The organism is Bacteroides oleiciplenus YIT 12058 (assembly GCF_000315485.1).
In the GTDB taxonomy this organism is placed as follows: Bacteria; Bacteroidota; Bacteroidia; order Bacteroidales; family Bacteroidaceae; genus Bacteroides; species Bacteroides oleiciplenus.
The window spans coordinates 363442-385511 of sequence record NZ_JH992940.1; the positions used below are offsets into that span (position 1 = coordinate 363442).

Consider the following 22070-nt stretch of genomic DNA (forward strand, 5'->3'; position numbering starts at 1 on the left):
TTATTTATTTAATAATGTTTTAATGCGTTTATTCATCGGCTTTTCAAAATAATAGTAAGAAAGCAGACTTAACAAGACGATGATGCAGAATAGAATCGGAATGGAAATGTACCAGGCTATATGAAAATTGCTTCCTTTTTGCCATTCTGCATAAGATAGCAGAACAAAAAGATGAATCAGATAAAAACTGTAACTGATTTCTCCACCAATCACTAAAATACGATTAGACAGGAGGCGTGAAATTATACCTTTTTGTAGAGAGAAGCTAATCAGAAGAAATGCAATCGGAAGCCAATAGTAGCAGGAATATCGATATACTTTGGGAATTTCAGCCGCATAGAGATAGAATACTAAAAACAAAGCTATTGATAGTATTTCGATAATACTTCCTTGATGTGAAGTGATATTTTTATTTTTCAAACGGTCGTATAGCTGAAACAACAGCATGCCGACTATGAAATCCGGAAACCGGGCAATCGGATTAACGTACCAATATCCTTTTATATCATTTTCCGGAGTGAAATACATGCCGACAAGAATTAATATTGCAGAAACTAAGAAAACGTATAGCAAATTCTTATAATTCTTTGCTATGGGTACAAGAAACGGAAAGCATAGGTAAAAAAACTGTTCGCAACACAAACTCCATGAGGGGCTGTTGAATGAGAAGAAGTAGTCGGCTTTGGGTATGTAGGCATTTGTTAGTGTAAGTGAGGCAAAAAAGTGTTTGCTCCAGTCTATAAATCCTGACGCTATTACATAGTTACCTAAAGCAGCAGCAATAAACAAGGTTAGCCAATGCAAAGGGTAAATACGTGCAATGCGGGCTATCCAGAAGCTTCGTTTGGTTATCTTGCTTTCACTTATCTTCTTTTGATAATTGTATGCTATAATGAAACCACTTAGTACAAAAAAGAAACTGACACCAACAAATCCTTCTTTGAAGAAATGAATATCGAAAAAATCATTTATTACATAACAATGTGCCCCAAAAACCATTAAAGCAAATATAAGCCGTAAAGAAGTGAGTGTGTTTATCATAATGAGATGTCTCGGAATGTTTTATGTTCTTTTATTATCTGATAGATGACGTTCCAGTCGGGAAGACCGCCCAAGTTACGGTCGTCAATGAAAAGATCCACTTTCAACTTGCGTGAGAAGCCAGTGTCCTGTTGTTTTTCTTCGGGATAATCACGATTGATGGCATAAAATTCCAGGCCTCTTTCCTGGCACCATTCCACGGCTTCTTCCAGAAGTTCACCTTCGCGCACGCTCCATAAAATAAGCTTGTGCTGCTCTTGCTGCAATAACTTCAAAGTGTCTATTGCAAAGGGGATTTCTTTACCAATATGCGGATAGCGATGTTCTACTATAGTTCCGTCAAAATCAACTGCTATTGTCATAGTCCTATTATGAAAGATTACAGAACAAAGATACGAATCTTCTTGAAAAAACAAAGCGCTAACCGACATTGTACAGGGCAAATATGAAACAAATTTGCATATAATTTCATAATAATGTATTTTTGCACTTAATTTTTCACTAACAACATAATATCAGGATGACTCAATCACCCCAAAAAGTATCTAAAGGGTTTACTAAGGCCTTTTGGGTAAGCAATACGGTCGAGCTCTTCGAACGTATGGCATATTATGCCGTTTTCATTGTTCTTACCATTTATCTTTCTACCATTTTAGGCTTCAATGACTTTGAAGCGAGTATGATTTCCGGTTTATTCTCCGGCGGTCTTTACCTTCTGCCCATTTTTACGGGAGCTTATGCTGATAAGATAGGTTTCCGGAAATCCATGATTGTTGCTTTTTCGCTGCTGTCTGTCGGGTATCTGGGATTGGGAATTCTCCCTACCCTACTCGAAACCGCCGGTTTAGTGGAATATGGCAAAGTGACCCATTTCACCGGATTGCCGGATAGCGACAGCCGCTGGATGATTGTCCCCGTACTGTTTGTCATTATGGTGGGCGGTTCGTTCATCAAGTCCATTATCTCGGCTTCGGTGGCAAAAGAAACGACAGAAGCAACCCGGGCACGCGGCTATTCCATCTTTTATATGATGGTGAATATCGGCGCTTTCACCGGAAAGACTGTAATCGACCCGTTGCGTAATGTTATTGGTGAACAGGCCTATATTTATATCAATTATTTCTCGGCTGCGATGACGATCATGGCATTACTTTCCGTTATCCTGCTTTATAAATCTACCCATACGGCCGGTGAAGGAAAAAGTATGCGTGAAATTGGACAAGGTTTTCTGCGCATCATTACGAACTGGCGTCTGCTGATTCTTATCCTGATTGTAACAGGGTTCTGGATGGTGCAGCAACAGTTATATGCTACGATGCCAAAATATGTAATCCGTATGGCGGGCGAAACGGCAAAACCGGGTTGGATAGCCAATGTGAATCCGTTTGTTGTGGTTTGCTGTGTAAGTTTTGTGACGCGTCTGATGGCGAAACGTTCGGCTATTACTTCCATGAATATCGGTATGTTTCTTATTCCGTTTTCGGCTCTACTGATGGCATGCGGTAATCTACTCGGTAATGATGTGATAACCGGAATGAGCAATATCACGCTGATGATGATAGCCGGTATTGTGATACAGGCTTTGGCGGAATGTTTCATCTCACCGCGTTATTTGGAATATTTCTCCTTACAAGCACCTAAGGGTGAGGAAGGTATGTATTTAGGGTTCAGCCATCTTCACTCCTTCCTCTCTTCTATTTTCGGTTTTGGTATTGCCGGAGTATTGTTGACAAAATACTGTCCCGACCCTGTGCTCTTTGAAACCCGTGAGGCATGGGAGGCTGCCAGTGCAAATGCACATTATATCTGGTATTATTTTGCTGCTATCGGGCTGATATCTGCCTTGGCACTGTTAGTATTTGCCAAAATCACCGCATCCATCGACAAAAAGAAGAAAGGCAGGGTCTGAATATCTCATTTTTTTGTATATTTGCCGTCACTTTGCCATAAAAGTGGCGGCTTTTTCTAATTAAGGAGAACAGAATGAAAGTAAAATTTATAAGCCTTGCTAGCGGAAGTAGTGGTAACTGCTATTATATAGGCACTGAAAGATACGGAATACTTATTGATGCTGGTATTGCAGCGCGTACCATCAAGAAATCTTTGAAGGAAGCGGGTATCAGCATGGAGACGATACGAGCTGTGTTTGTGACTCATGATCATGCAGACCATATTAAATCGGTAGGCGGATTGGGAGAGAAATTGCATATTCCTATTTATACCACTGCACGCATCCATGAGGGAATCAATAAAAGTTATTGTATGACGGAGAAGCTTCATTCTTCTGTTCATTATCTGGAGAAAGAAGAACCCATGCAATTGGAGGATTTTCATATTGAGTCTTTTGAAGTACCCCATGACGGTACGGACAATGTGGGATATTGTATTGAAATAGATGGTAAGGTATTCTCATTCCTCACTGACCTTGGCGAAATCACTCCTACTGCTGCGCGGTTTATCCGTAAAGCCAATTACTTGATATTGGAAGCTAACTATGATGATGAAATGCTGCGGATGGGTACATATCCACAATATCTAAAAGATCGTATCACAAGTCGTACGGGACATATGAGTAATATTGCGACTGCTGAATTCTTGGCGGAGAATATCACGGAAGACCTAAAATATATCTGGCTTTGTCATTTAAGCAAAGACAATAATCACCCGGAACTCGCTTACAAGACGGTGGAATGGAAATTAAAGAGTAAAGGGATATTGGTAGGTAAAGATGTGCAACTCTGCGCTTTAAAGCGTAGTACTCCTTCTGAACTATACGAATTTGACTAAAAAAGCCGCTTCCATCGAGAAAAAAGGCTTAATTTTGTTTGCATGAATAAAATAAAAGAACTACTTTTGCACCCGCAAACGAGAAAAACGATGCACTCTTAGCTCAGTTGGTAGAGCAATTGACTCTTAATCAATGGGTCCAGGGTTCGAATCCCTGAGGGTGTACAGGTGAATTAAGGAAATACTGAAAAGGTTCTGAAAATCAAAAGTTTTCAGGACCTTTTTTCTTTAATTGTCCTATTTTTGCAATAACTAGACCGAATAGTATCTGAAATCTTCTGTATCGATGCAACAACAGGAGGGATTTATCTGTTTTTTATATATAGTTTCAATCTTATCATGAATAATTGGAAGAAAAAGTTTATTATAATATGGAGCGGACAACTATTTTCCATATTAAGTAGTTCCATAGCTCAATTTTCTATCGTCTTGTGGATTAGTCTCAAAACGGGTTCTGCCGAAGTTTTGTCCTTTGCCATGATTGCGGCATTGTTGCCACAAGCCCTGTTAGGAGCTTTTGCGGGAGTATATGTTGATCGTTGGAACCGGAAGTGGACAATGATTGGTGCAGACAGTTTTGTTGCACTTTGCTCCGGTATCATTGCCTTACTCTTTTATCTGGATACGATAGAGTTATGGCATATCTATGTGTTACTGGCACTTCGCTCTATCGGTGGGGCATTCCACTCGCCTGCCATGAAGTCATCCGTTCCATTGTTGGCTCCGGAAAAGGAACTGACTCGTATTGCGGGAATTAATCAGGCCATTCAGTCTATTTGTAATATTGGTGGTCCTGCGTTGGGAGCAGTTTTGCTATTGGCGTTCGATATGAGTGTTGTTATGTTGTTGGACGTGGTAGGCGCAATCATTGCTTGTACTGCTCTCCTGTTTGTTTATATTCCAAATCCGAAGAAAGAGAATATTTCCGCAAAAAGTGTATTGAATGATATGCGCGACGGGTTTCGGGTGATTATGCAAAACAGAGGGGTTAGTTGGGTGATGGTTACAGAGATACTGATTACTTTCTTTGTGATGCCGGTGGTTGCCTTAATGCCATTGATGACGTTGCATACTTTCTCGGGAACAGCTTATCAGATTAGTTTGATAGAGACGCTTTTCGGTGCGGGAATGTTGGGTGGAGGAGCATTATTAGGTATTTGGAATCCTAAAATCAGGAAGATACTGATGATTGCATTCTCTTATGCGATACTGGGGCTGGCGTTGGCTCTGTGTGGAATGCTTCCCAGCACAGGTTATGTACTTTTTGCTATACTGACGGTAATGCAAGGGCTTATTGTTCCGTTCCTTTCCGGCCCCTTTACTTCTTTACTGCAAACGCAATTCAAACCTATTTATCTGGGACGTGTGTTTTCGTTATTCGATAGCATAAGTTTGTTTCCCTCCATTTTCGGTTTGTTTGTAACGAGTTTCGTTGCGGATGCACTGGGCATAGGCAATATATTTATCTATTGCGGGTTTGCTATTGTACTGACGGCTATTCTGATGATGTGTATTCCTTCAGTGAGGAATTTGGAGAAGGAAGATTATTCCTCTTCTTTGTAACATTTCAAAGTCTTCCTTTCCCATCCCAATATCATCCAATGTGCGCGGCTCGTTGTGGTCATTCAGGTAAACTCTCGATTTCTCGGTGTAGAGAGGACTGACGACGGATAAGCTGTCATTCCGGTACGGAGTTTCTATTCCGGCCAGTTCCATCATAGTTTGGAAGAAGGAAGCACTGGATGATATATTTTTCTGCCGGTTCATCAGGGCTGCTCTCTGTATTTCAGGGTATGCTTTCTGATAGCTTTCGGATGTCCACAACAAGAACGGAACATGTAACTGATAATAAGAAGGAACAGGCGATGCATGAAGGAACAGGTGTCGGCTGTCGTCGAAAATATCTTCTCCATGATCGGAAGTATAAAGCATGGTGGCATCTACCTCCTGCTCTTTCAATAAATTTATGACACGTGCCAGAAAATCATCTGTATATCGGATGGAGTTGTCATAAGCATTCAGCAGATTATCTTTGTACTTCACTTCTGCATCTACCGGGAAGTCTGGCATGAAAAATGCATGGGCTTCCGGGTAGCGTTCCCGGTAATTGAAGTGCGATCCATAGGTATGCAGTACAATGAATTGCTTCTGATTCCCTTTTCTAAGTTCTTGTTCTACCAACTTTAAAAGCTCGTCATCAGACGGATTGTATTTGGAATCATCCGAATCTTCCTTGATGAAATCATAAGTATCTGCCTCCATTCCGAAGAAGTCGATAAAGGAATGGTTGTAGCGTTGATTTGAGAAGAAAGCAGTCTGAAAACCAGCTTCTTTGAAAGCGGTAATAATGCTTTTCTGGTAATAAATGGAATCGAAATTAGAAGCTGAAACCGAAGAAAGCAACATTGGCACACTCTTGTGTGTAGTGTTAGATTCTGTCAATGCATGGCAGAAAGCTGTAATTCCCTCCATATTGGCAAGCTCAGGATTGGTTTCCCGATTGTAGTCGTAAAGACTCCAGTTCATGGCACGGGATGTCTCACCTACTACCATGATGTAAATTTCCCTTCTGTCTTCCGGATGAGAAGCTCGGGCACTGAAGGTAAAATTCTTCGATGTCTGATGATAAGCTCGTGTCTGGGCATTCCGCTGAAATGCAAGCACCACATTATAACATACATTAGCCGGATATAAGTCAGATTTCAGTTCATAGCGTTTATCCAGTCCATAGGCAGCGCCCAATGATATGAAACCGATAACTAAAGCTACAAATGCTCTTTTTCGCTCACGCCGGATAAATACAGGAGAGAGTTGCCGCTTCCTTATAATAGAGATTGCTGCCAAAACCAAGGCAGGTATATAGAGGATAATTACACTTACTAATGCCGGAATAAGATTATCCAACAACTCCATGGCTTCGCTTGAATTAGTGGTTACCAGATTCAGGAACATGTCAACGGCGATAATAGACTGTCCGAAAAGATACAGCAACACTATCTGAAAAGCACCAAAGAAAATGAAAAGGAAAAGTATCCAGAACATCTTTCCGCAGTTTCTCGATAAAGTCATCAACAGATAATAGGAAGCGAATGGTAACAGTATATTGCATACTTTTGCCACCACAGGCATCGGCTCTGTAAAGCAAAGAATGATATTGGGTACTATCAGGATAATCAGAAACAAATAGAAGAGGTGTTCCTGATTGTCTAACCATTGTTTTATGTTTTTAAAAAGCTTCATTGATATTAAATATAAATCCGGTCTGGCCTTTTCCAAACCCTAAATCTAATCTTACATTTACTCTCTTTTTGAATTCCCAACGATAGCCGAAGCCGTAGTTAGGAAGAATATGTTTCGTTTCAAACTCGGAAAATTTAGGAAATACGGTTCCCGCTCCTACCCATACAGCTACGCCATTCCGTTTCCAGACGTGCTGACGAAGTTCTAACTGGGCATCCATAGTACATTTGTCCCGGTAACGCCCTTCGTAATAGCCACGCATTGCGTAGGAACTGCCTAATGTCGCCATCAACCCCCAGGGAGGATTACCGTAGTTTAGCAATGTATGAAATTGTCCTGCCAATACTCCCCCTTTCCATACAGGGTGATAATAGCTGGTAGTCAATTCAGTACTGCTAAAGGCGTATTTATTTCCCAGAAATGCGGGACTGAAACGTTGGTCTATTCTCAGATAATAGCCGCTATAAGCATTCGTAAGGAAGTCTCGTGAATCATAGAGCAGTGAAAAGCCAAGGCTTATATTTGTAGTTCGGGCCTTCATACCCTCCCACAGCTCAGGCTTTTCAAAATCATGACCATAAATATAATCAAAAACGGCCATCGGACCAATATAGAAATTTCTGGATATTCTTGTCAGAAAGTCCACTTTGACTTGTGCCTGAAAACGGTCGTATTCACTTTCGTTGTCATCATTAGAACCGTTATTGTATCCCTTTCCCCAATACAGGCTGGGGAATGAATAGAAGTAAAGATTATAATTCAAGCGGTACTTATCTTGTGGAAAGAGATGATTTCCCCGTATGCCTAAAAGATAGAACCCTACTGTAGAAACGTCTCCATACAGGGATATGTTAGATGGTGGGAGAATAGAGTCGTTACGGTCTGTCCGATACAATCCGGCAGCCACCAGACCGATGCCAAACTTGGTATCACTGGAATAATGAGGTCCGCCAATGACACTGAAATCAAACTTTTTGTTCTTTTTTTCTTTGTTGGCATCGTTAAAGTAATCTAGGAATTTTTTGAAGAAAGTTCGCTTTTGTGGTAACGAGTCGGTTGTGGAAACAGGAGATGCTACTGGAACATCAGTTCCTGTAGAGTTAGCTTGTGCCCACACATCGGTCTCTGTCATTAATAACAGTACAGGCAGTATCCATTTCATTAGTTTAGTGTCCATAATCTTACTTTCGGAAAACTCCGCCAGCAAATTTAGTTTTATTTTAATTTTAATACAACAATAATAAGATATATTTTGTTCATACTTATTTCCTTTTGCACACTAATAAGAAAATGTGATGAGAGAAAGAGCAAAATAGACCAAAATGATAATTCGGAAAAAAAGCGAACTTTATTCCTCTTGCAATGTTATTCTTACATAACGAATAACTCACTTATTATGAAAACAAAAATGGATATTCCCGATAAAGAGGGACGGAAACGGCTTGTTATTGTCGGTGGCGGCTTCGGTGGATTGAAGTTAGCACGAAAGTTGAAAAGCAATAAATTCCAAATAGTATTACTGGACAAGAATAATCATCATATTTTCCAACCTCTGCTTTACCAAGTGGCAACAGCAGGCATCGAACCGAGTGCCATCTCATTCCCATTCCGCAAGATATTTAAAAGAAGAAAGCACTTCCACATACGTATTTGTGAGGCGCAACGGGTTATACCCGAAGATAATATCCTGGAGACTTCCATAGGAACCCTTTCATATGATTATCTGGTTGTTTCTACCGGATGCCGCACCAATTACTTTGGTAATGACGGACTGTCTCAGCAGACCATGGCTCTTAAAAATACCGCAGAAGCACTGTTCAACCGTAACCAGATATTGGAAAGTTTTGAGAAAGCCCAGAATACCAGTAACATTGAAAGAAGAAAACGCCTGATGACGTTTGTTATTGTGGGCGGTGGTGCTACGGGAATCGAACTTTCCGGTGCATTGGCAGAAATGAAAAAGTTTGTGCTTCCACAAGATTATCCTGATCTTGATATAAACCTCATGCGTATAATTTTAGTGGATGGTGCTCCCCGCCTTCTCTCCGCTTTTTCTGAGAAATCATCAGAAGAAGTTGCGGATTACCTGCTGAAACGCGATGTTGAAATCAGGACCAGCGTACAGGTGAGCAACTATGAAAATGGTGTAATAACATTTAATGACGGCAATACACTGGAAACTATGAACGTTTTTTGGGTTGCAGGTGTACGTGCCAACAGCATAGATGGACTGGCAAAAGAAGCTTATGGACCCGGTAACCGTCTGCAAGTGGATAATTACAACCGTGTTCAAGGGTATACCAATATCTTTGCTATTGGCGATACGGCACTTATGATTTCTACGGAATATCCGAAAGGGCATCCGCAAGTAGTACAACCTGCCATTCAGCAGGCACGTAACCTGATTGGTAATTTGGATAGAGTAGAGCGTGGACTTGAAATGCAACCATTTGTGTATCACAATAAAGGTTCTATGGCTACCATTGGTCGTAATCATGCTGTTGTAGAATTGAAAAAATTGCGTTTTGGTGGTTTTCTTGCATGGGCGGCATGGTTATTCATCCATTTGATGAGCATTGTTGGGGTCAAGAACCGGCTCTTTATTTTTGTAGACTGGATGTGGAGCTACTTTACATACGATCCTTCTTTACGGGTAATCATAAAACCTTTGCGTAGGGATAAACCATAACCCCTTATATTTTGTTATATAAAATATAACTAATTAAAACGAACGACTATGCTTTATAAATTTTTATTTCCGTCTAAGCCGGATGGTGCAGCTGCATCTACTATATTACTGATTGTGAGAATTGTATTTGGTGTGTTATTGATGAACCACGGTATTGAGAAATGGGCAAACTACCAAGAGTTATCTACTGCATTTCCTGACCCGCTGGGTATAGGTAGCCCCCTTTCATTAGGCTTAGCCATATTTGGTGAAATGGCTTGTTCTATGGCATTTATCATAGGCTTCCTCTATCGTTTGGCGATGATACCAATGATATTTACAATGGGGGTAGCCTTTTTCGTTATTCACGGTAACGATCCGTTTGCTGTTAAAGAATTGGCTTTCATATATCTGGTAGTGTTTATGTTGATGTACATTGTCGGTCCCGGTAAGTTTGCTGTAGACCATTGGTTGGGCAAGGCTCTGACTCCTAAAAAGGCCTAAAGTGGCTTGTTCCATTTTGCTGAAAAATTGTTTTTATCTCAAATACAGACTAATTTTTCACAAAAACAACTTATATTTGCCAAATAGAAAAAGAACAAAAGAGTTAAACTCAAGAAACTCAGTAAAACAAAAGAAAGTAATTATGAAAAAGAGTAATTTGAATTTGGCTGCAACCGTGATGATTTGTGGCGCATTTCTTTTCAGTTCCTGTATCGGTTCTTTCGGACTGCACAGCAAGTTGGTAAATTGGAACCAAAGCATTGGTACGAAGTTTGTAAATGAGCTTGTTTATCTGGCTTGCAACATTATTCCTGTATACCCAGTCTGCTATCTGGCGGATGCGTTAGTAATTAACTCCATCGAATTCTGGAGCGGTTCTAATCCTATGGCTAATGTGGGTGACGTGAAAAAAGTGAAAGGTGAAAACGGAAACTATCTCGTAAAGACATTGGAGAATGGTTACTCTATTACAAAAGAGGGTGAAACGACTGCTATGGAGTTAGTTTACGACCAGGAGTTGAACACTTGGAATGTTGTTGCAGAAGGTGTTAGCACTGAACTGTTGCAAATGAACGGTGATGGTACTGCACAGATGTATTTGCCAAATGGAGAAGCAATGAATGTGACATTGGATGCGCAAGGCGTAGCTGCTGCTCGTCAGGCAACAATGATCAACACTTACTTTGCAGAGAATTAAAAATTGAGAATTAAAAATTGAGAAATAGCCATGCGGCATAAAAGCGCAGCCTATTTCTCAATTTTTAATTTATTAGAATGGGTATCCCACAGCAAAGTGGAAAGCGAAATCACGTCCGAAATCAGGGCGTATAATGGGGAAACGGTCTTTCCCTTTCTCAGGATTAACAGCTTTCATACCTCCATCAAAACGAAGTACAAAGAAGTCCAAATCGAGGCGTAATCCTAATCCGTAAGCTACTGCTATTTGCTTATAAAACGTATTAAATTTGAACTTACCGCCCGGTTGGTCCTCATATTCACGAAGCGTCCAGATATTTCCTGCATCTACAAACATTGCACCTCTGAATTTCCAGAACAGGCGTGTGCGATATTCAATACTCGCGTCCAGCTTGACATCTCCCGATTGATTCAGGAAATTGCCGTCACCCGGGAAAGAACCGGGGCCAAGACTACGAACAGACCATCCACGCACACTGTTGGCACCACCCGAAAAATAACGTTTTTCGAAAGGAACAACCTGCGCATTGCCATAAGGGATGGCGATGCCGCCTCCAATGTGGAAGGCTATGGAGTTACGATTGTCAATCACAATATTTTTGGCAAAATCCAAATCCCCTTTTATATATTGTGCGTATGGAATATTCAATATCGTATATTCATCCTGATCATTTTTCTTTAGATGACTCATCTTAGAAATCACATATAGCAGATTTCCAGCGGACTCGAAGTTGAAGCGTACACTGTAAGAATTACCTATAACCGCATTGTTCATCAATGCCTGTCCAGCACTATTATATGTATAACTATAACCGGTACGAACAATCAAGCGGTCTTCATAGTTATATCTCAGAATATAGTTCTGCTCATTATTCAAATATTTATCTTCAAAATTCGGCTCTATCCAGGGCATATACAGATAGTTGACATCCAGTAGGTCTATACGATGTTGCGAACGTTGACGTTGCAATCCCCATTTGTAGCTCCATGAAGCCGAAGCAACGATGCGAGCAAACTCCGGGCGCATCTGGTAATTGTACTGCACGCCGAACTCGGTAGTTGCCCGCATTCTTCGTTTGAAGTCATTGGATAAGAACGGGAACATGAAACGGGGAAAATTAATACTGCTTTCCACGCCGAGTTCTGTATAATTATCGTGTCCGTAACCCAAACCTAAACCTGAAACAGCCTCATAAGCCCCACGAAGTTTGACCAGAAAAGTTTCGGACCCTCTGAACACATTGCGGTTCTGGAAAGAAACAGATGCTGCAGCACCCAAGTCACCGGCAGAGTTGGTACCTTCCAACTCAAAGGAAACAGACTGATGCTTGTTCTTCGTCAACATTACATAGGTATTCAACTTTGTGCTATCGCCTGACTGTGTCTCAAAGAAGCGGACATTTGTATACTTCAATACCGGCAGACGTCCGAAATTGGAGTAAGTGCGTTGCACTTCCTGCTCATTATAAAGTGTTCCGGGGGTTATACTCAGATTATCAGTCAACACTTTGGGGCGCAGATATAATTTGTCTTTGTAATAAATGGGAAATCCTTTATAATGTATCGAATCATTGATTTCAACACTACTCAGGGCGGAAGATTGCAGAACATTGTAGTCTGCAATGAAGTTCACTTTATTGATGGTGTACTGCGGATGATTCCGTGGTTCATCATCTGAATGTTGCTTGTAGCGTGCCAGATGCAAGGTCAGGTCCACCTGGTGAGTGCCCCGCACTGTATCTGCTGTATATGAAATATAGTCTTTATTGAATTTATAATACCCATTTCGCAGCAGATTATTCGTAATGCGCTGGCGTTCGCTATCCAGTATGTTGACATTGAAATACATACCTTCAGAAATATAGGTTGCTGTAGAATCCTTTTGCATATATTCCCATATTTTTTCATCCGGAATATCATATTTCAGACTACGGACTATATAAGGTTCACCGGTAGTAACCTTGTAGGCCAGTTTCAGCTTTTTCTTTTTTACTTTTGGGATGTATTCCACAGTGGCACTCATATATCCCATGTTCTGCACGGCCTTCGTCATTTCTTCACGGGAGCGTTCAGTATCTTCTTTACTGTATATCACTGGCGCATCTCCCAATCTACGCAATGCACGGTTCACCCAGCGAGTGGAGTCACGTCCCGACCAGTTGTAAACATACAACTGAGTCTTGATTAGACTAAACCATTTGGAATTCGGATTTTGTCGCACATAAATGGACAAATTAGAAGGCTTCACGTTTTTACTATCGGTATGTATGCGCACTTCATCCAGCAAGTATGAGCCATCGGGCACATATTTGGTAGTCGAGCAGGAAGCCAATGTGAGTATGACAGCAGTAAGTATTGCGTAGTGGAAACCTTTCTTCATACCAGATTTTGTAAATTGCGCATAAATAGACTACAAATATAAATCTATTTTTTCTTTCCCGAAATAAAAAACCGGATGAAGTGTGTTCCGTTTTTTGATTATATAGAAATTATCACGTACTTTTGCCAAACGATAACATTTAAGCTATGGCACTAAGTAAGAACCGCATCAAATATATCCATTCGCTGGAATTGAAGAAGAACCGTAAAACGGAGAAGGTATTTTTGGCCGAAGGGCCTAAACTGGTAGGAGATCTATTAGGACATTTTCCTTGTCGTTTTCTGGTGGCTACGGCAGAATGGTTGTCGCAATATCCTCAGCTTCCAACAGAAGATGTTTCGGAAGTTTCTGCTGAGGAACTTTCTCGTGCCAGTTTGCTGAAGACACCGCAACAAGTACTTGCTGTTTTTGAGCAGCCGGAATATAAAACGGATGTTTCTGTTATCAGCCGTTCCCTTTGTCTGGCTTTGGATGATGTACAAGACCCCGGAAACCTGGGTACCATCATTCGCCTGGCCGACTGGTTCGGTATAGAGCATATCTTTTGCTCTCCGAATACCGTAGATGTTTTCAGCCCCAAAACCATTCAAGCTACTATGGGCGGCATTGCCCGTGTGAAACTGTATTATACTCCCTTGCCCGAGCTTATCCGTAGCCTGCCCAACATTCCGGTTTACGGCACCTTCCTCGACGGTGAAAACATGTATATGCAGCAATTATCTTCCAACGGACTGATAGTGATGGGTAATGAAGGCAACGGGATAGGAAAAGAAGTAGAGCAACTCATCAATCATAAACTCTATATTCCAAATTATCCGGCAGAACGGGAGACTTCCGAGTCACTGAATGTTGCTATTGCTACAGCAGTTGTCTGTGCCGAGTTCCGTCGGCAGGCTGCATCGCTGTAAAATCAAAGGGATAAAATAAATAAGGTATCAACCTTGAAACGAATTGTTCTTTGTAGAAGGTTTCCGGAACTTCATTCAATATTTCTTTTTGTTTCTGAAAGACATCATGAAATTTTGCTGAAACATCAGCTTTTTCTGTAAACAAAGCAATTACTCCGGGAAACCACTCTACCCCTTCAATTTCTTCCGTCAGCGGAAAAACAGACACAGCGCATCCTTTTTCCACTTCTACCACATATTGTTTGAGATAACCATATCCGGGAATAAAAATGAAATGCGAAGCGTATCGTTTCATGATTACGGTTTATCTTTACGGAATTGAAGGCTCCCGGGTTTTTCTACTTTCTTTATTGGTTCTGTCGAAACCGGACGAGGACGACCTACATCGCGTCTACGGGGATTTCCATCTATTTTTTCTTCTGTCTGTTCTACAGGCTTGATTTCTTCTTTTTGCTCTACATTATCCATTTTCTTCTTTTCCTGAATAGAATCATTCCGGATAGAATCATTCTTTGCGAAAGATAAGGTATCCGTAGCATGATAACGCATCAGGGAAATGCGGTCGGTGAGTAATGTATGAGTGGCTTGTGCCGCCGGATAGTAGATTGAACCACGTATTTCTACGATTTCTCCCAAAGTATCGGCGAAGAGGGATATCGTTTTCATCCCCGACTTATATACTTTCTGAAGATCACTGATGATAGTATCATTTTTATAGATAATCTGCATGGCCATGGTAGGGGCATACATAGAGTCCACTGCACCATTGTGGAAGCGGAAATGCACGTTCCACCGCAAGGTATCGCGATCTTTAAAATTTGTGTCGGAGGGTAATGAGAAAGTTATCTTGTTGTCCATTGGCATACCCGTCAACTGATAAATGCGTTGCCATGCCCATACATCAATGCTGTCGCCCGGAAGACTTTCCTTAGGTTTGTTGTCACGTATGGCAATCAAGTGGTTAATGCCATCCCGCTCAGCTTTTAATTTTGTATTTACCTTCTCATAAATTTTAGTGAGGACTTCCGGATTACGTGTAAACCAAACCATAGAGGAGTCGAAAACGGCCTGCGTAATACCATGTTTTTTGAACACCGATTCAATGTACAGCACTCTCTTATAGCTATCAGTATAAGGAACTTCTTCCCCCATAGCTTTTGCTATGTGATAGTCATAGAGTACGTTTTCCATCTTAGCATCTGAAATAACCGCCTTAGGTCTTTTCACCTGGCAGGCGGTAAAACAGAATGCTAACAGGAATATATTAAGCCATTGAATTCGATGCAACCTTTTCATGATTTCTTTATTGCATGATAAGAATCATTCAAATATTTGCTGTAAAACAGTAACAGAGCAATGATACCGCAACTGATAGCAGCATCGGCAAGGTTGAATATCGGACTGAAGAATATGAAATGCTCCCCACCTACAAACGGCATCCATTGAGGCCAGTTCGTGTCGATGATAGGGAAATAGAACATATCCACCACTTTTCCGTAGAATAACGGAGCATATCCTCCACCTTCAGGCATGAATGAAGCTATCTGTGAATGCGTACTTTCGTTGAATAATACACCATAAAATACACTATCAATGATATTACCCAATGCTCCCGTGAGAATAAGCGAAACGCACACAATATAACCAGTCTTCAGGCCTTGTTTTATAATCTTTACCAGATACCATCCTATCGCTGTAACAGCAATAATGCGGAATAAGGTAAGAAATAGCTTGCCAAATATTTCCATGCCGAAAGCCATGCCGTTATTCTCGGTAAAGTAGATATAGAACCAATCGGTAACGCGAATACTTTCATGCCAATACATGTGCGTTTTGATGTATATCTTGATTATCTGGTCGATAATCAATACCGAGAAAATAACGAGCAGCGCAATGCGACCTTTCGTAAGATAATTGTTCATCCTTACTTTTTGCCGTTATTTTTGGCTTCAATGCTCAATGTAGCATGAGGCACAGCACGTAGACGTTCGGCAGGAATCAATTTGCCGGTTTCACGGCAAATGCCATACGTCTTGTTCTCAATGCGTATCAGTGCGGCTTGCAATCCCTGGATAAACTTCAACTGACGTTGAGCCAGGCGCGTAGTTTCTTCTTTGGATAAGGTGTTGGCACCTTCCTCCAAAACTTTGTACGTAGGAGACGTATCGTCGGTGTCATTACCGTCGGCTCCGGTTAAACTGGCTTTCAGCAATTCATAATCGCGTTGTGCCAATTCTAACTTTTCATTAATAATGGCGCGGAATTCTTCTAATTCAGCATCCGAGTATCTAGTCTTTTCTGCCATAACTTTACGTGTTTAATCGTTAGTATTATTATTCTTTTACAACGTTCACATACAGGGAGAAATCGTCAAAGTTAAGTTCTGTGCCGTTTTCTACCTCGTCTGCCAGCGTCAGTGAGGTCCCTAAAACCTGGTTACAAATATAGTCTTTATATTCGTTTACCGCATCATCTGTTTGCGGATTTTTTGATAATGTAATCTTTATTTTGTCCGTTATCTCCAAACCGCTTGACTTACGGATATTCTGAATACGGTTAACCAGTTCACGTGCGATACCTTCACGACGCAGTTCTTCGGTTACAGTAACATCCAGAGCAACAGTTAATTTACCTTCATTGGCAACCAGCCATCCCGGTATGTCTTCGCTGAAGATTTCCACATCTACAGCTTCCACTACCACGTCTGTGCTATCCAATTGCAAAGTGTAAGAACCATTCTTTTCCAACTCGGCAATGGCATCCTGTGACAATTCAGCAACGGCAGCAGCTACGGCTTTCATCTGTTTACCGAACTTAGGTCCCATCTTCTTGAAGTCACATTTCACCTTCTTTACCAATACACCTGCAGCACCATCCACGAACTTGATATCTTTCACGTTCACTTCGCTCATGATAAGTGTTTTTACAGCTTCGATGTGAGCACGTTGCTCTTCATCTACTACGGGTATCATGATACACTGCAACGGTTGGCGTACTTTTATATTCACCTTACGACGCAAAGCCAACACCATGGAAGTAACATCCTGTGCCATCTGCATGCGAGCTTCCAGTTCTTTGTCTATCACTTCCTCGTTACATACGGGGAACTTAGCCAAGTGTACAGACACCACATTGTCGCGACCTGTTGCAGTTACCAAGTCCATGTAGAGCTTGTCGGCATAGAATGGAGCGATAGGCGACATCAATTTGGCAACGGTTTCCAAGCAAGTATACAAGGTCTGGTATGCAGACAATTTATCTTGCGTAAATTCGCCACCCCAGAAACGTTTACGGTTCAGACGAACGTACCAGTTAGAGAGGTTATCGTTTACGAAATCGGATATCAAACGTCCTGCTTTGGTTGGTTCATACTCGCTGTAGCAAGTATCCACTTCCTTCACCAGTGTATTCAGTACAGAAAGTATCCAACGGTCAATTTCCGGGCGTTGGGCCATCGGCACGTCAGCTTCCTTATACTCAAATCCGTCTACATTGGCATAGAGTGAGAAGAAAGAATACGTATTATATAAGGTGCCGAAGAATTTACGACGAACTTCTTCGATGCCGTCTACGTCGAACTTCAGGTTATCCCACGGAGAAGAATTGGTGATCATGTACCAACGCAAGGGGTCAGAGCCATATTTCTCGATAGTAGAGAACGGGTCAACACCGTTACCCAAACGTTTGGACATCTTGTTTCCATTCTTATCAAGTACCAATCCATTAGATATGACAGCCTTATAAGAGATGGTATCAAACACCATTGAAGCTATCGCATGGAGTGTGAAGAACCAACCGCGTGTCTGGTCCACACCTTCCGCGATGAAGTCAGCCGGGAATACCTGATGGCTATCCAGCAACTCCTTGTTTTCAAACGGATAGTGGATTTGAGCATACGGCATGGCACCGGAGTCAAACCATACGTCTATCAAGTCTGCTTCACGTTTCATAGGCTTACCGTCGCTGGATACGAGGATGATGTCATCCACATACGGACGATGCAAGTCTATCTTATCATAATTCTCCCCTGTGTACTCACCGGGCACGAAACCTTTATCCTTGTAAGGATTAGATTTCATCAATCCGGCAGCTACAGATTTCTCTATTTCATTATAAAGTTCTTCAACTGAACCAATACAAATCTCTTCGCTGTTATCTTCCGTGCGCCAGATAGGCAGTGGAGTACCCCAGTAGCGTGAGCGGCTCAAGTTCCAGTCATTCAGATTTTCCAGCCATTTGCCGAAACGCCCCGTACCGGTACTTTCCGGTTTCCAGTTGATAGTCTTGTTCAACTCTATCATGCGTTCCTTGCAAGCAGTAGAGCGGATAAACCAGCTATCCAATGGATAATACAATACCGGTTTGTCCGTACGCCAGCAGTGCGGATAGTTGTGCACGTGCTTCTCTATCTTGAATGCTTGGTTATTAGCTTTCATCATCATGCAGAGGCTCACGTCAAGGCTTTCATCCTGGTCGGTCAGATTCGGGTCGTAGTCGTTCTTTACGAAACGGCCTGCATATTCTTTATATAACTCTACATTTACACGTTCTTTTACGAAGTTCTCATCCAACTCGTCCAACTTATAGAATTTACCAGTCAAGTCAACCATCGGGCGGAGTTCACCTTTCTTGTTGATGAGTTGCAACGGCGGAACACCTGCAGCTTTAGCCACCTGAGCATCGTCCGCACCAAATGTCGGAGCGATGTGTACGATACCTGTACCATCTTCCGTAGTTACATAGTCACCCTGTATTACACGGAATGCACCCTCACCCGGATTTACCCATGGTATCAGTTGTTCATATTCCATGCCAACAAGTTCCGGACCTTTGTATTCTGCTATCACCTTAAACGGTATCAACTTGTCGCCCGGCTTGTAATCTTCCAGAGCGATGTCTTCCGCCTTCTTGTTGAAGTGCGTATATAGCAAAGCTTTGGCGAGAACAACAGTGATTTTCTCTCCGGTATATCCGTTGTAGCTTTGTACCGCTACATAATCTATCTTCGGACCTACACACAGTGCGGTGTTCGAAGGCAATGTCCACGGTGTAGTAGTCCATGCTATGAAGTAAGGAGTCCCCCACTCTGCCATTTCCGGCTTCGGGTTCTTCATTTTGAACTGCGCTACGCAGGTCACATCCTTCACGTCACGGTAGCAGCCGGGCTGGTTCAACTCATGTGAGCTCAGTCCTGTACCGGCAGCGGGAGAATACGGTTGTATGGTGTATCCTTTATAAAGATAATTTTTTGTATAAAGTTGTTTTAACAGCCACCACAATGTTTCGATGTAGCGGTTATCGTAGGTGATATAGGGGTCAGTCATATCCACCCAATAACCCATCTTGTGAGTCAGTTCTTCCCATTCTTTGGTGAACTTCATCACATCCTTGCGGCAAGCAGCGTTATAATCGGCTACGGAAATTGTTTTGCCAATATCTTCCTTCGTGATTCCAAGCGCTTTCTCTACTCCTAACTCCACAGGGAGTCCGTGTGTATCCCAACCTGCTTTACGTTTCACCAGGAAGCCTTTCATGGTTTTGTAACGGCAGAAAATATCTTTGATGGAGCGAGCCATTACGTGGTGAATGCCCGGCATACCATTGGCAGAGGGCGGTCCTTCATAAAACACGAAAGAAGGACAGCCTTCACGTTCTGTCATACTCTTGGCGAAAACCTGGTTCTCGTCCCATTTCCTCAACACTTCCGCGTTTACCTTTGAGAGGTCGAACTGCGAATATTCGGCAAACTTCTTACCCATCTTTATTTGCAATTTAACGATGTTACAATTTTACGATTCGAGGGCATTTTTCTATATGAAACAATAACCCTCTTTATTTTAAGGGTGCAAAGTTACAAAAAAGTTAGAGAAAAGATATTATTGAATAGAAAAAAACAAAAAAACAACCCGATTGAAGTCTCCGGAGAATCATAGCGAATTATCATTATAATGAAAAAATCATTAGATATCTATCAAACAGGATTTTCATTATAATGATAATTTGCTTTACTCATCACTCTCTCCAGTATTCCGGTCTGTTCATGGTATCGGCACATTTTATCTTTCCTTTTCCTATGTCAAAACCTATTTTGCTGATTGGCTGAACCATCCAGTACTCACTCAATTCATCGGGAATATAGTAGGGGCTGGATATCCTAAGCATGCAGCATGTGGCAAAAATTCATATTGAGGATAATATTCCTTGTGTCCTAATACGAAAATAAGATTAGTTCCTTTTTATTGCAGAATGCCTGCTCGTGGATTTCCATAATAGCTTTAAAATCTTCTATTTGAGTTTCTCTGATTTGAATATTGTTTAAATCCATTGTTTCAATTGTTTTAAGATGCAAACTATATATAAGGATACGCTCATCCCTATACAAATTCGCTATATATTGATAAATTATAGAATATAAAAATAACTCAGACAAGAATATGCCCGAGTGAAAAACGAATGGATAATCTGCAAATAGAGCTACAGATTATTTACCTCACCAAACTCTTCTTAGATTTAAACATGAAACTTTTTTTATCGTTGCAAATATATGCAATTGTTTTTGAATGAACAGATATTTATTTATCAAATATTTTGTTACTTTTGCCTGTCACATTGATTATTCACCAAAACCTCAAAAATAATATGGATAAAGATCTGAAAAAAGTTGTGGTGTTGCTGGCACATCCCAACATGGAAAAATCGCAAGCAAATAAAGCCTTGATCGATGCTATAAATGATATAGAAGAAGTGGCTGTGTATAATTTGTATGAGATGCCGGCAGATGATGTCTTCAATATGGATGCGTGGAGCCGCATTATTTCACATGCCACGGCTGTGATATATCAGTTTCCGTTTTATTGGATGTCGGCCCCTTCTTTGTTGAAGCAATGGCAGGATCGGATATTTACCCATCTGGCAAAGACTCCCGCAGTGGCAGGTAAACCATTGATGGTAGCCACAACCACCGGCTCTGAATTCGATGCATACCGAAGCGGAGGAAGAAACGGCTTTACGGTAGATGAATTGTTGCGTCCCTATCAGGCAGGTGCCGTACATGGTGGAATGATGTGGCAGACTCCTTTCGTAGTATACGGTATGGGAACTCCTGATGCAGAGAGGAATATTGCTAAAGGAGTAGATCTTTATAAGAAAAAGGTGGTAGCATTTGTAGGAGAAGACAAAACTGAAGATGTTTGGTGATTATCGATTAAAAGAACTTTTTTGAGTTCATTCATTTACCTGCTCCGTACCAACTCCGTACTTGCTCCGTATCTGCTCCGTACCAAGTCCGTAGCATCTCCGTACTCTATAGCACGGACTTAGTACGGAGTTGGTACGGAGCAGATACGGAGCAGATACGGAGCAGATACGGAGCAAGTACGGAGTTGATAACAATATACTCCTTGACTGAATTATTTTAAGAAATAATTCGGTATCCCTTTTGATGGAGTATGAAATATGTACTACCTTTGCCGCCAAAGCAAAAGCATTGCATGTGAAAAGGTTACTTTCCAATACCGTAAAGTATTTACTAATAGTAGTATTCGCTTATTACTATGTAGGAAACACAGCCTTTGTTCATACACATGTGGTCGATCATTTCCTCGTAACCCACTCCCATCCATACCTGCCGGGTATGCATCATTCGCATACGGAAGCGCAATGGGAAACCGTTTCCTGGTTTAATCTGTTGTGCTTGGACAGTTCGCATGAGTTACCGGTTGTCCCCTTTATCTTATTCTTTTTAAGTTTCATTTTCTTGTCGAATGGAACGAATCGGATTGTACGTACGGTTCGGTTGTTCCATCTTCGTTCTCCTCCCTGTCATGTATCCTGAATAGGTGATTAA

General features: G+C 41.4%; 20 protein-coding genes and 1 tRNA gene. 10 read left to right on the forward strand and 11 right to left on the reverse strand.

From position 1 onward, the window contains the following. Together HMPREF9447_RS28135 and HMPREF9447_RS01405 are read right to left on the reverse strand one after the other, a co-directional pair. Window positions 1-1041: an acyltransferase family protein gene (locus tag HMPREF9447_RS28135; RefSeq protein WP_009127420.1), complete on the reverse strand. Its 1041-nt coding sequence runs from the start codon at window positions 1039-1041 to the stop codon at window positions 1-3. Further along, entirely contained in the window at window positions 1038-1403 is a 366-nt protein-coding gene (locus tag HMPREF9447_RS01405) for a BT0820 family HAD-type phosphatase (RefSeq protein WP_009127421.1), read from the reverse strand. Before HMPREF9447_RS01405 ends, HMPREF9447_RS28135 begins: the two co-directional genes overlap by 4 nt. Before the next feature lie 158 nt (window positions 1404-1561). Here HMPREF9447_RS01405 and HMPREF9447_RS01410 point away from each other — a divergent pair, with 158 nt between their 5' ends. The 4 genes from HMPREF9447_RS01410 (at window position 1562) to HMPREF9447_RS01425 (ending at window position 5391) form a co-directional block, all read left to right on the forward strand. Further along, on the forward strand, window positions 1562-2950 hold the full coding sequence (locus HMPREF9447_RS01410) for a peptide MFS transporter (RefSeq protein WP_009127422.1): 1389 nt from the start codon (window positions 1562-1564) through the stop codon (window positions 2948-2950). A gap of 74 nt (window positions 2951-3024) precedes the next feature. Continuing rightward, window positions 3025-3828 carry an MBL fold metallo-hydrolase gene (locus HMPREF9447_RS01415; RefSeq protein ID WP_009127423.1) on the forward strand — a complete coding sequence of 268 codons (804 nt, stop codon included), beginning with the start codon at window positions 3025-3027 and terminating at the stop codon, window positions 3826-3828. Between the two features lie 92 nt (window positions 3829-3920). Next, window positions 3921-3993: transfer RNA gene (locus HMPREF9447_RS01420), tRNA-Lys, on the forward strand. Window positions 3994-4167: 174 nt separating this feature from the next. Further along, complete coding sequence (locus HMPREF9447_RS01425) at window positions 4168-5391, forward strand: MFS transporter (protein ID WP_009127424.1); 1224 nt, start codon at window positions 4168-4170, stop codon at window positions 5389-5391. On the opposite strand, the gene HMPREF9447_RS01430 is transcribed toward HMPREF9447_RS01425, so the two are convergent. Both HMPREF9447_RS01430 and HMPREF9447_RS01435 read right to left on the reverse strand, forming a co-directional pair. Further along, complete coding sequence (locus tag HMPREF9447_RS01430; protein ID WP_044137298.1) at window positions 5347-7068, reverse strand: phosphoethanolamine transferase; 1722 nt, start codon at window positions 7066-7068, stop codon at window positions 5347-5349. The genes HMPREF9447_RS01425 and HMPREF9447_RS01430 overlap by 45 nt on opposite strands. Beyond that, window positions 7055-8245, reverse strand: coding sequence for a BamA/TamA family outer membrane protein (locus HMPREF9447_RS01435; RefSeq protein ID WP_044137625.1), 1191 nt, complete (start codon window positions 8243-8245; stop codon window positions 7055-7057). Before HMPREF9447_RS01435 ends, HMPREF9447_RS01430 begins: the two co-directional genes overlap by 14 nt. A gap of 219 nt (window positions 8246-8464) precedes the next feature. Here HMPREF9447_RS01435 and HMPREF9447_RS01440 point away from each other — a divergent pair, with 219 nt between their 5' ends. The 3 genes from HMPREF9447_RS01440 to HMPREF9447_RS01450 all read left to right on the forward strand — a co-directional run bounded on the left by HMPREF9447_RS01440 (window position 8465) and on the right by HMPREF9447_RS01450 (window position 10937). Continuing rightward, on the forward strand, window positions 8465-9757 hold the full coding sequence (locus HMPREF9447_RS01440; RefSeq protein WP_044137300.1) for an NAD(P)/FAD-dependent oxidoreductase: 1293 nt from the start codon (window positions 8465-8467) through the stop codon (window positions 9755-9757). Between the two features lie 48 nt (window positions 9758-9805). After that, window positions 9806-10240, forward strand: coding sequence for a DoxX family protein (locus HMPREF9447_RS01445; protein WP_009127428.1), 435 nt, complete (start codon window positions 9806-9808; stop codon window positions 10238-10240). A gap of 142 nt (window positions 10241-10382) precedes the next feature. Continuing rightward, window positions 10383-10937, forward strand: coding sequence for a DUF3332 domain-containing protein (locus HMPREF9447_RS01450; protein ID WP_009127429.1), 555 nt, complete (start codon window positions 10383-10385; stop codon window positions 10935-10937). A gap of 72 nt (window positions 10938-11009) precedes the next feature. Here the strand turns inward: HMPREF9447_RS01450 and tamL are convergent, their stop codons facing one another. Further along, window positions 11010-13316, reverse strand: coding sequence for a translocation and assembly module lipoprotein TamL (tamL, locus tag HMPREF9447_RS01455; RefSeq protein ID WP_009127430.1), 2307 nt, complete (start codon window positions 13314-13316; stop codon window positions 11010-11012). A gap of 146 nt (window positions 13317-13462) precedes the next feature. Here tamL and HMPREF9447_RS01460 point away from each other — a divergent pair, with 146 nt between their 5' ends. Then, window positions 13463-14224 carry a TrmH family RNA methyltransferase gene (locus tag HMPREF9447_RS01460; protein ID WP_009127431.1) on the forward strand — a complete coding sequence of 254 codons (762 nt, stop codon included), beginning with the start codon at window positions 13463-13465 and terminating at the stop codon, window positions 14222-14224. On the opposite strand, the gene HMPREF9447_RS01465 is transcribed toward HMPREF9447_RS01460, so the two are convergent. From HMPREF9447_RS01465 to HMPREF9447_RS28290, 6 genes are all read right to left on the reverse strand, one after another. Then, window positions 14175-14519 carry a hypothetical protein gene (locus HMPREF9447_RS01465; protein WP_009127432.1) on the reverse strand — a complete coding sequence of 115 codons (345 nt, stop codon included), beginning with the start codon at window positions 14517-14519 and terminating at the stop codon, window positions 14175-14177. The two genes, HMPREF9447_RS01460 and HMPREF9447_RS01465, sit on opposite strands and share 50 nt — an antisense overlap. A 2-nt stretch (window positions 14520-14521) precedes the next feature. Then, a complete protein-coding gene (locus tag HMPREF9447_RS01470; RefSeq protein WP_009127433.1) occupies window positions 14522-15520 on the reverse strand; it encodes a DUF4296 domain-containing protein in 999 nt (332 codons plus the stop codon). Continuing rightward, entirely contained in the window at window positions 15517-16146 is a 630-nt protein-coding gene (locus tag HMPREF9447_RS01475; protein ID WP_009127434.1) for a lipoprotein signal peptidase, read from the reverse strand. Before HMPREF9447_RS01475 ends, HMPREF9447_RS01470 begins: the two co-directional genes overlap by 4 nt. Before the next feature lie 2 nt (window positions 16147-16148). After that, window positions 16149-16529, reverse strand: a complete 381-nt coding sequence (locus HMPREF9447_RS01480; protein WP_009127435.1) for a TraR/DksA family transcriptional regulator — start codon at window positions 16527-16529, stop codon at window positions 16149-16151. 28 nt (window positions 16530-16557) lie between these two features. Beyond that, entirely contained in the window at window positions 16558-19983 is a 3426-nt protein-coding gene (ileS, locus tag HMPREF9447_RS01485; protein ID WP_009127436.1) for an isoleucine--tRNA ligase, read from the reverse strand. A 253-nt stretch (window positions 19984-20236) separates the two neighbouring features. Beyond that, the gene (locus HMPREF9447_RS28290) at window positions 20237-20386 is read right to left on the reverse strand and encodes a hypothetical protein (RefSeq protein ID WP_157225271.1); all 150 of its coding nucleotides are present in this window, start codon (window positions 20384-20386) and stop codon (window positions 20237-20239) included. Between the two features lie 477 nt (window positions 20387-20863). Between HMPREF9447_RS28290 and HMPREF9447_RS01490 the strand changes: the two genes are divergently transcribed. Next, window positions 20864-21421: an NAD(P)H-dependent oxidoreductase gene (locus HMPREF9447_RS01490; RefSeq protein ID WP_009127439.1), complete on the forward strand. Its 558-nt coding sequence runs from the start codon at window positions 20864-20866 to the stop codon at window positions 21419-21421. Between the two features lie 241 nt (window positions 21422-21662). After that, window positions 21663-22058 carry a hypothetical protein gene (locus HMPREF9447_RS28295; protein WP_147336284.1) on the forward strand — a complete coding sequence of 132 codons (396 nt, stop codon included), beginning with the start codon at window positions 21663-21665 and terminating at the stop codon, window positions 22056-22058. Window positions 22059-22070 lie beyond the last annotated feature (12 nt).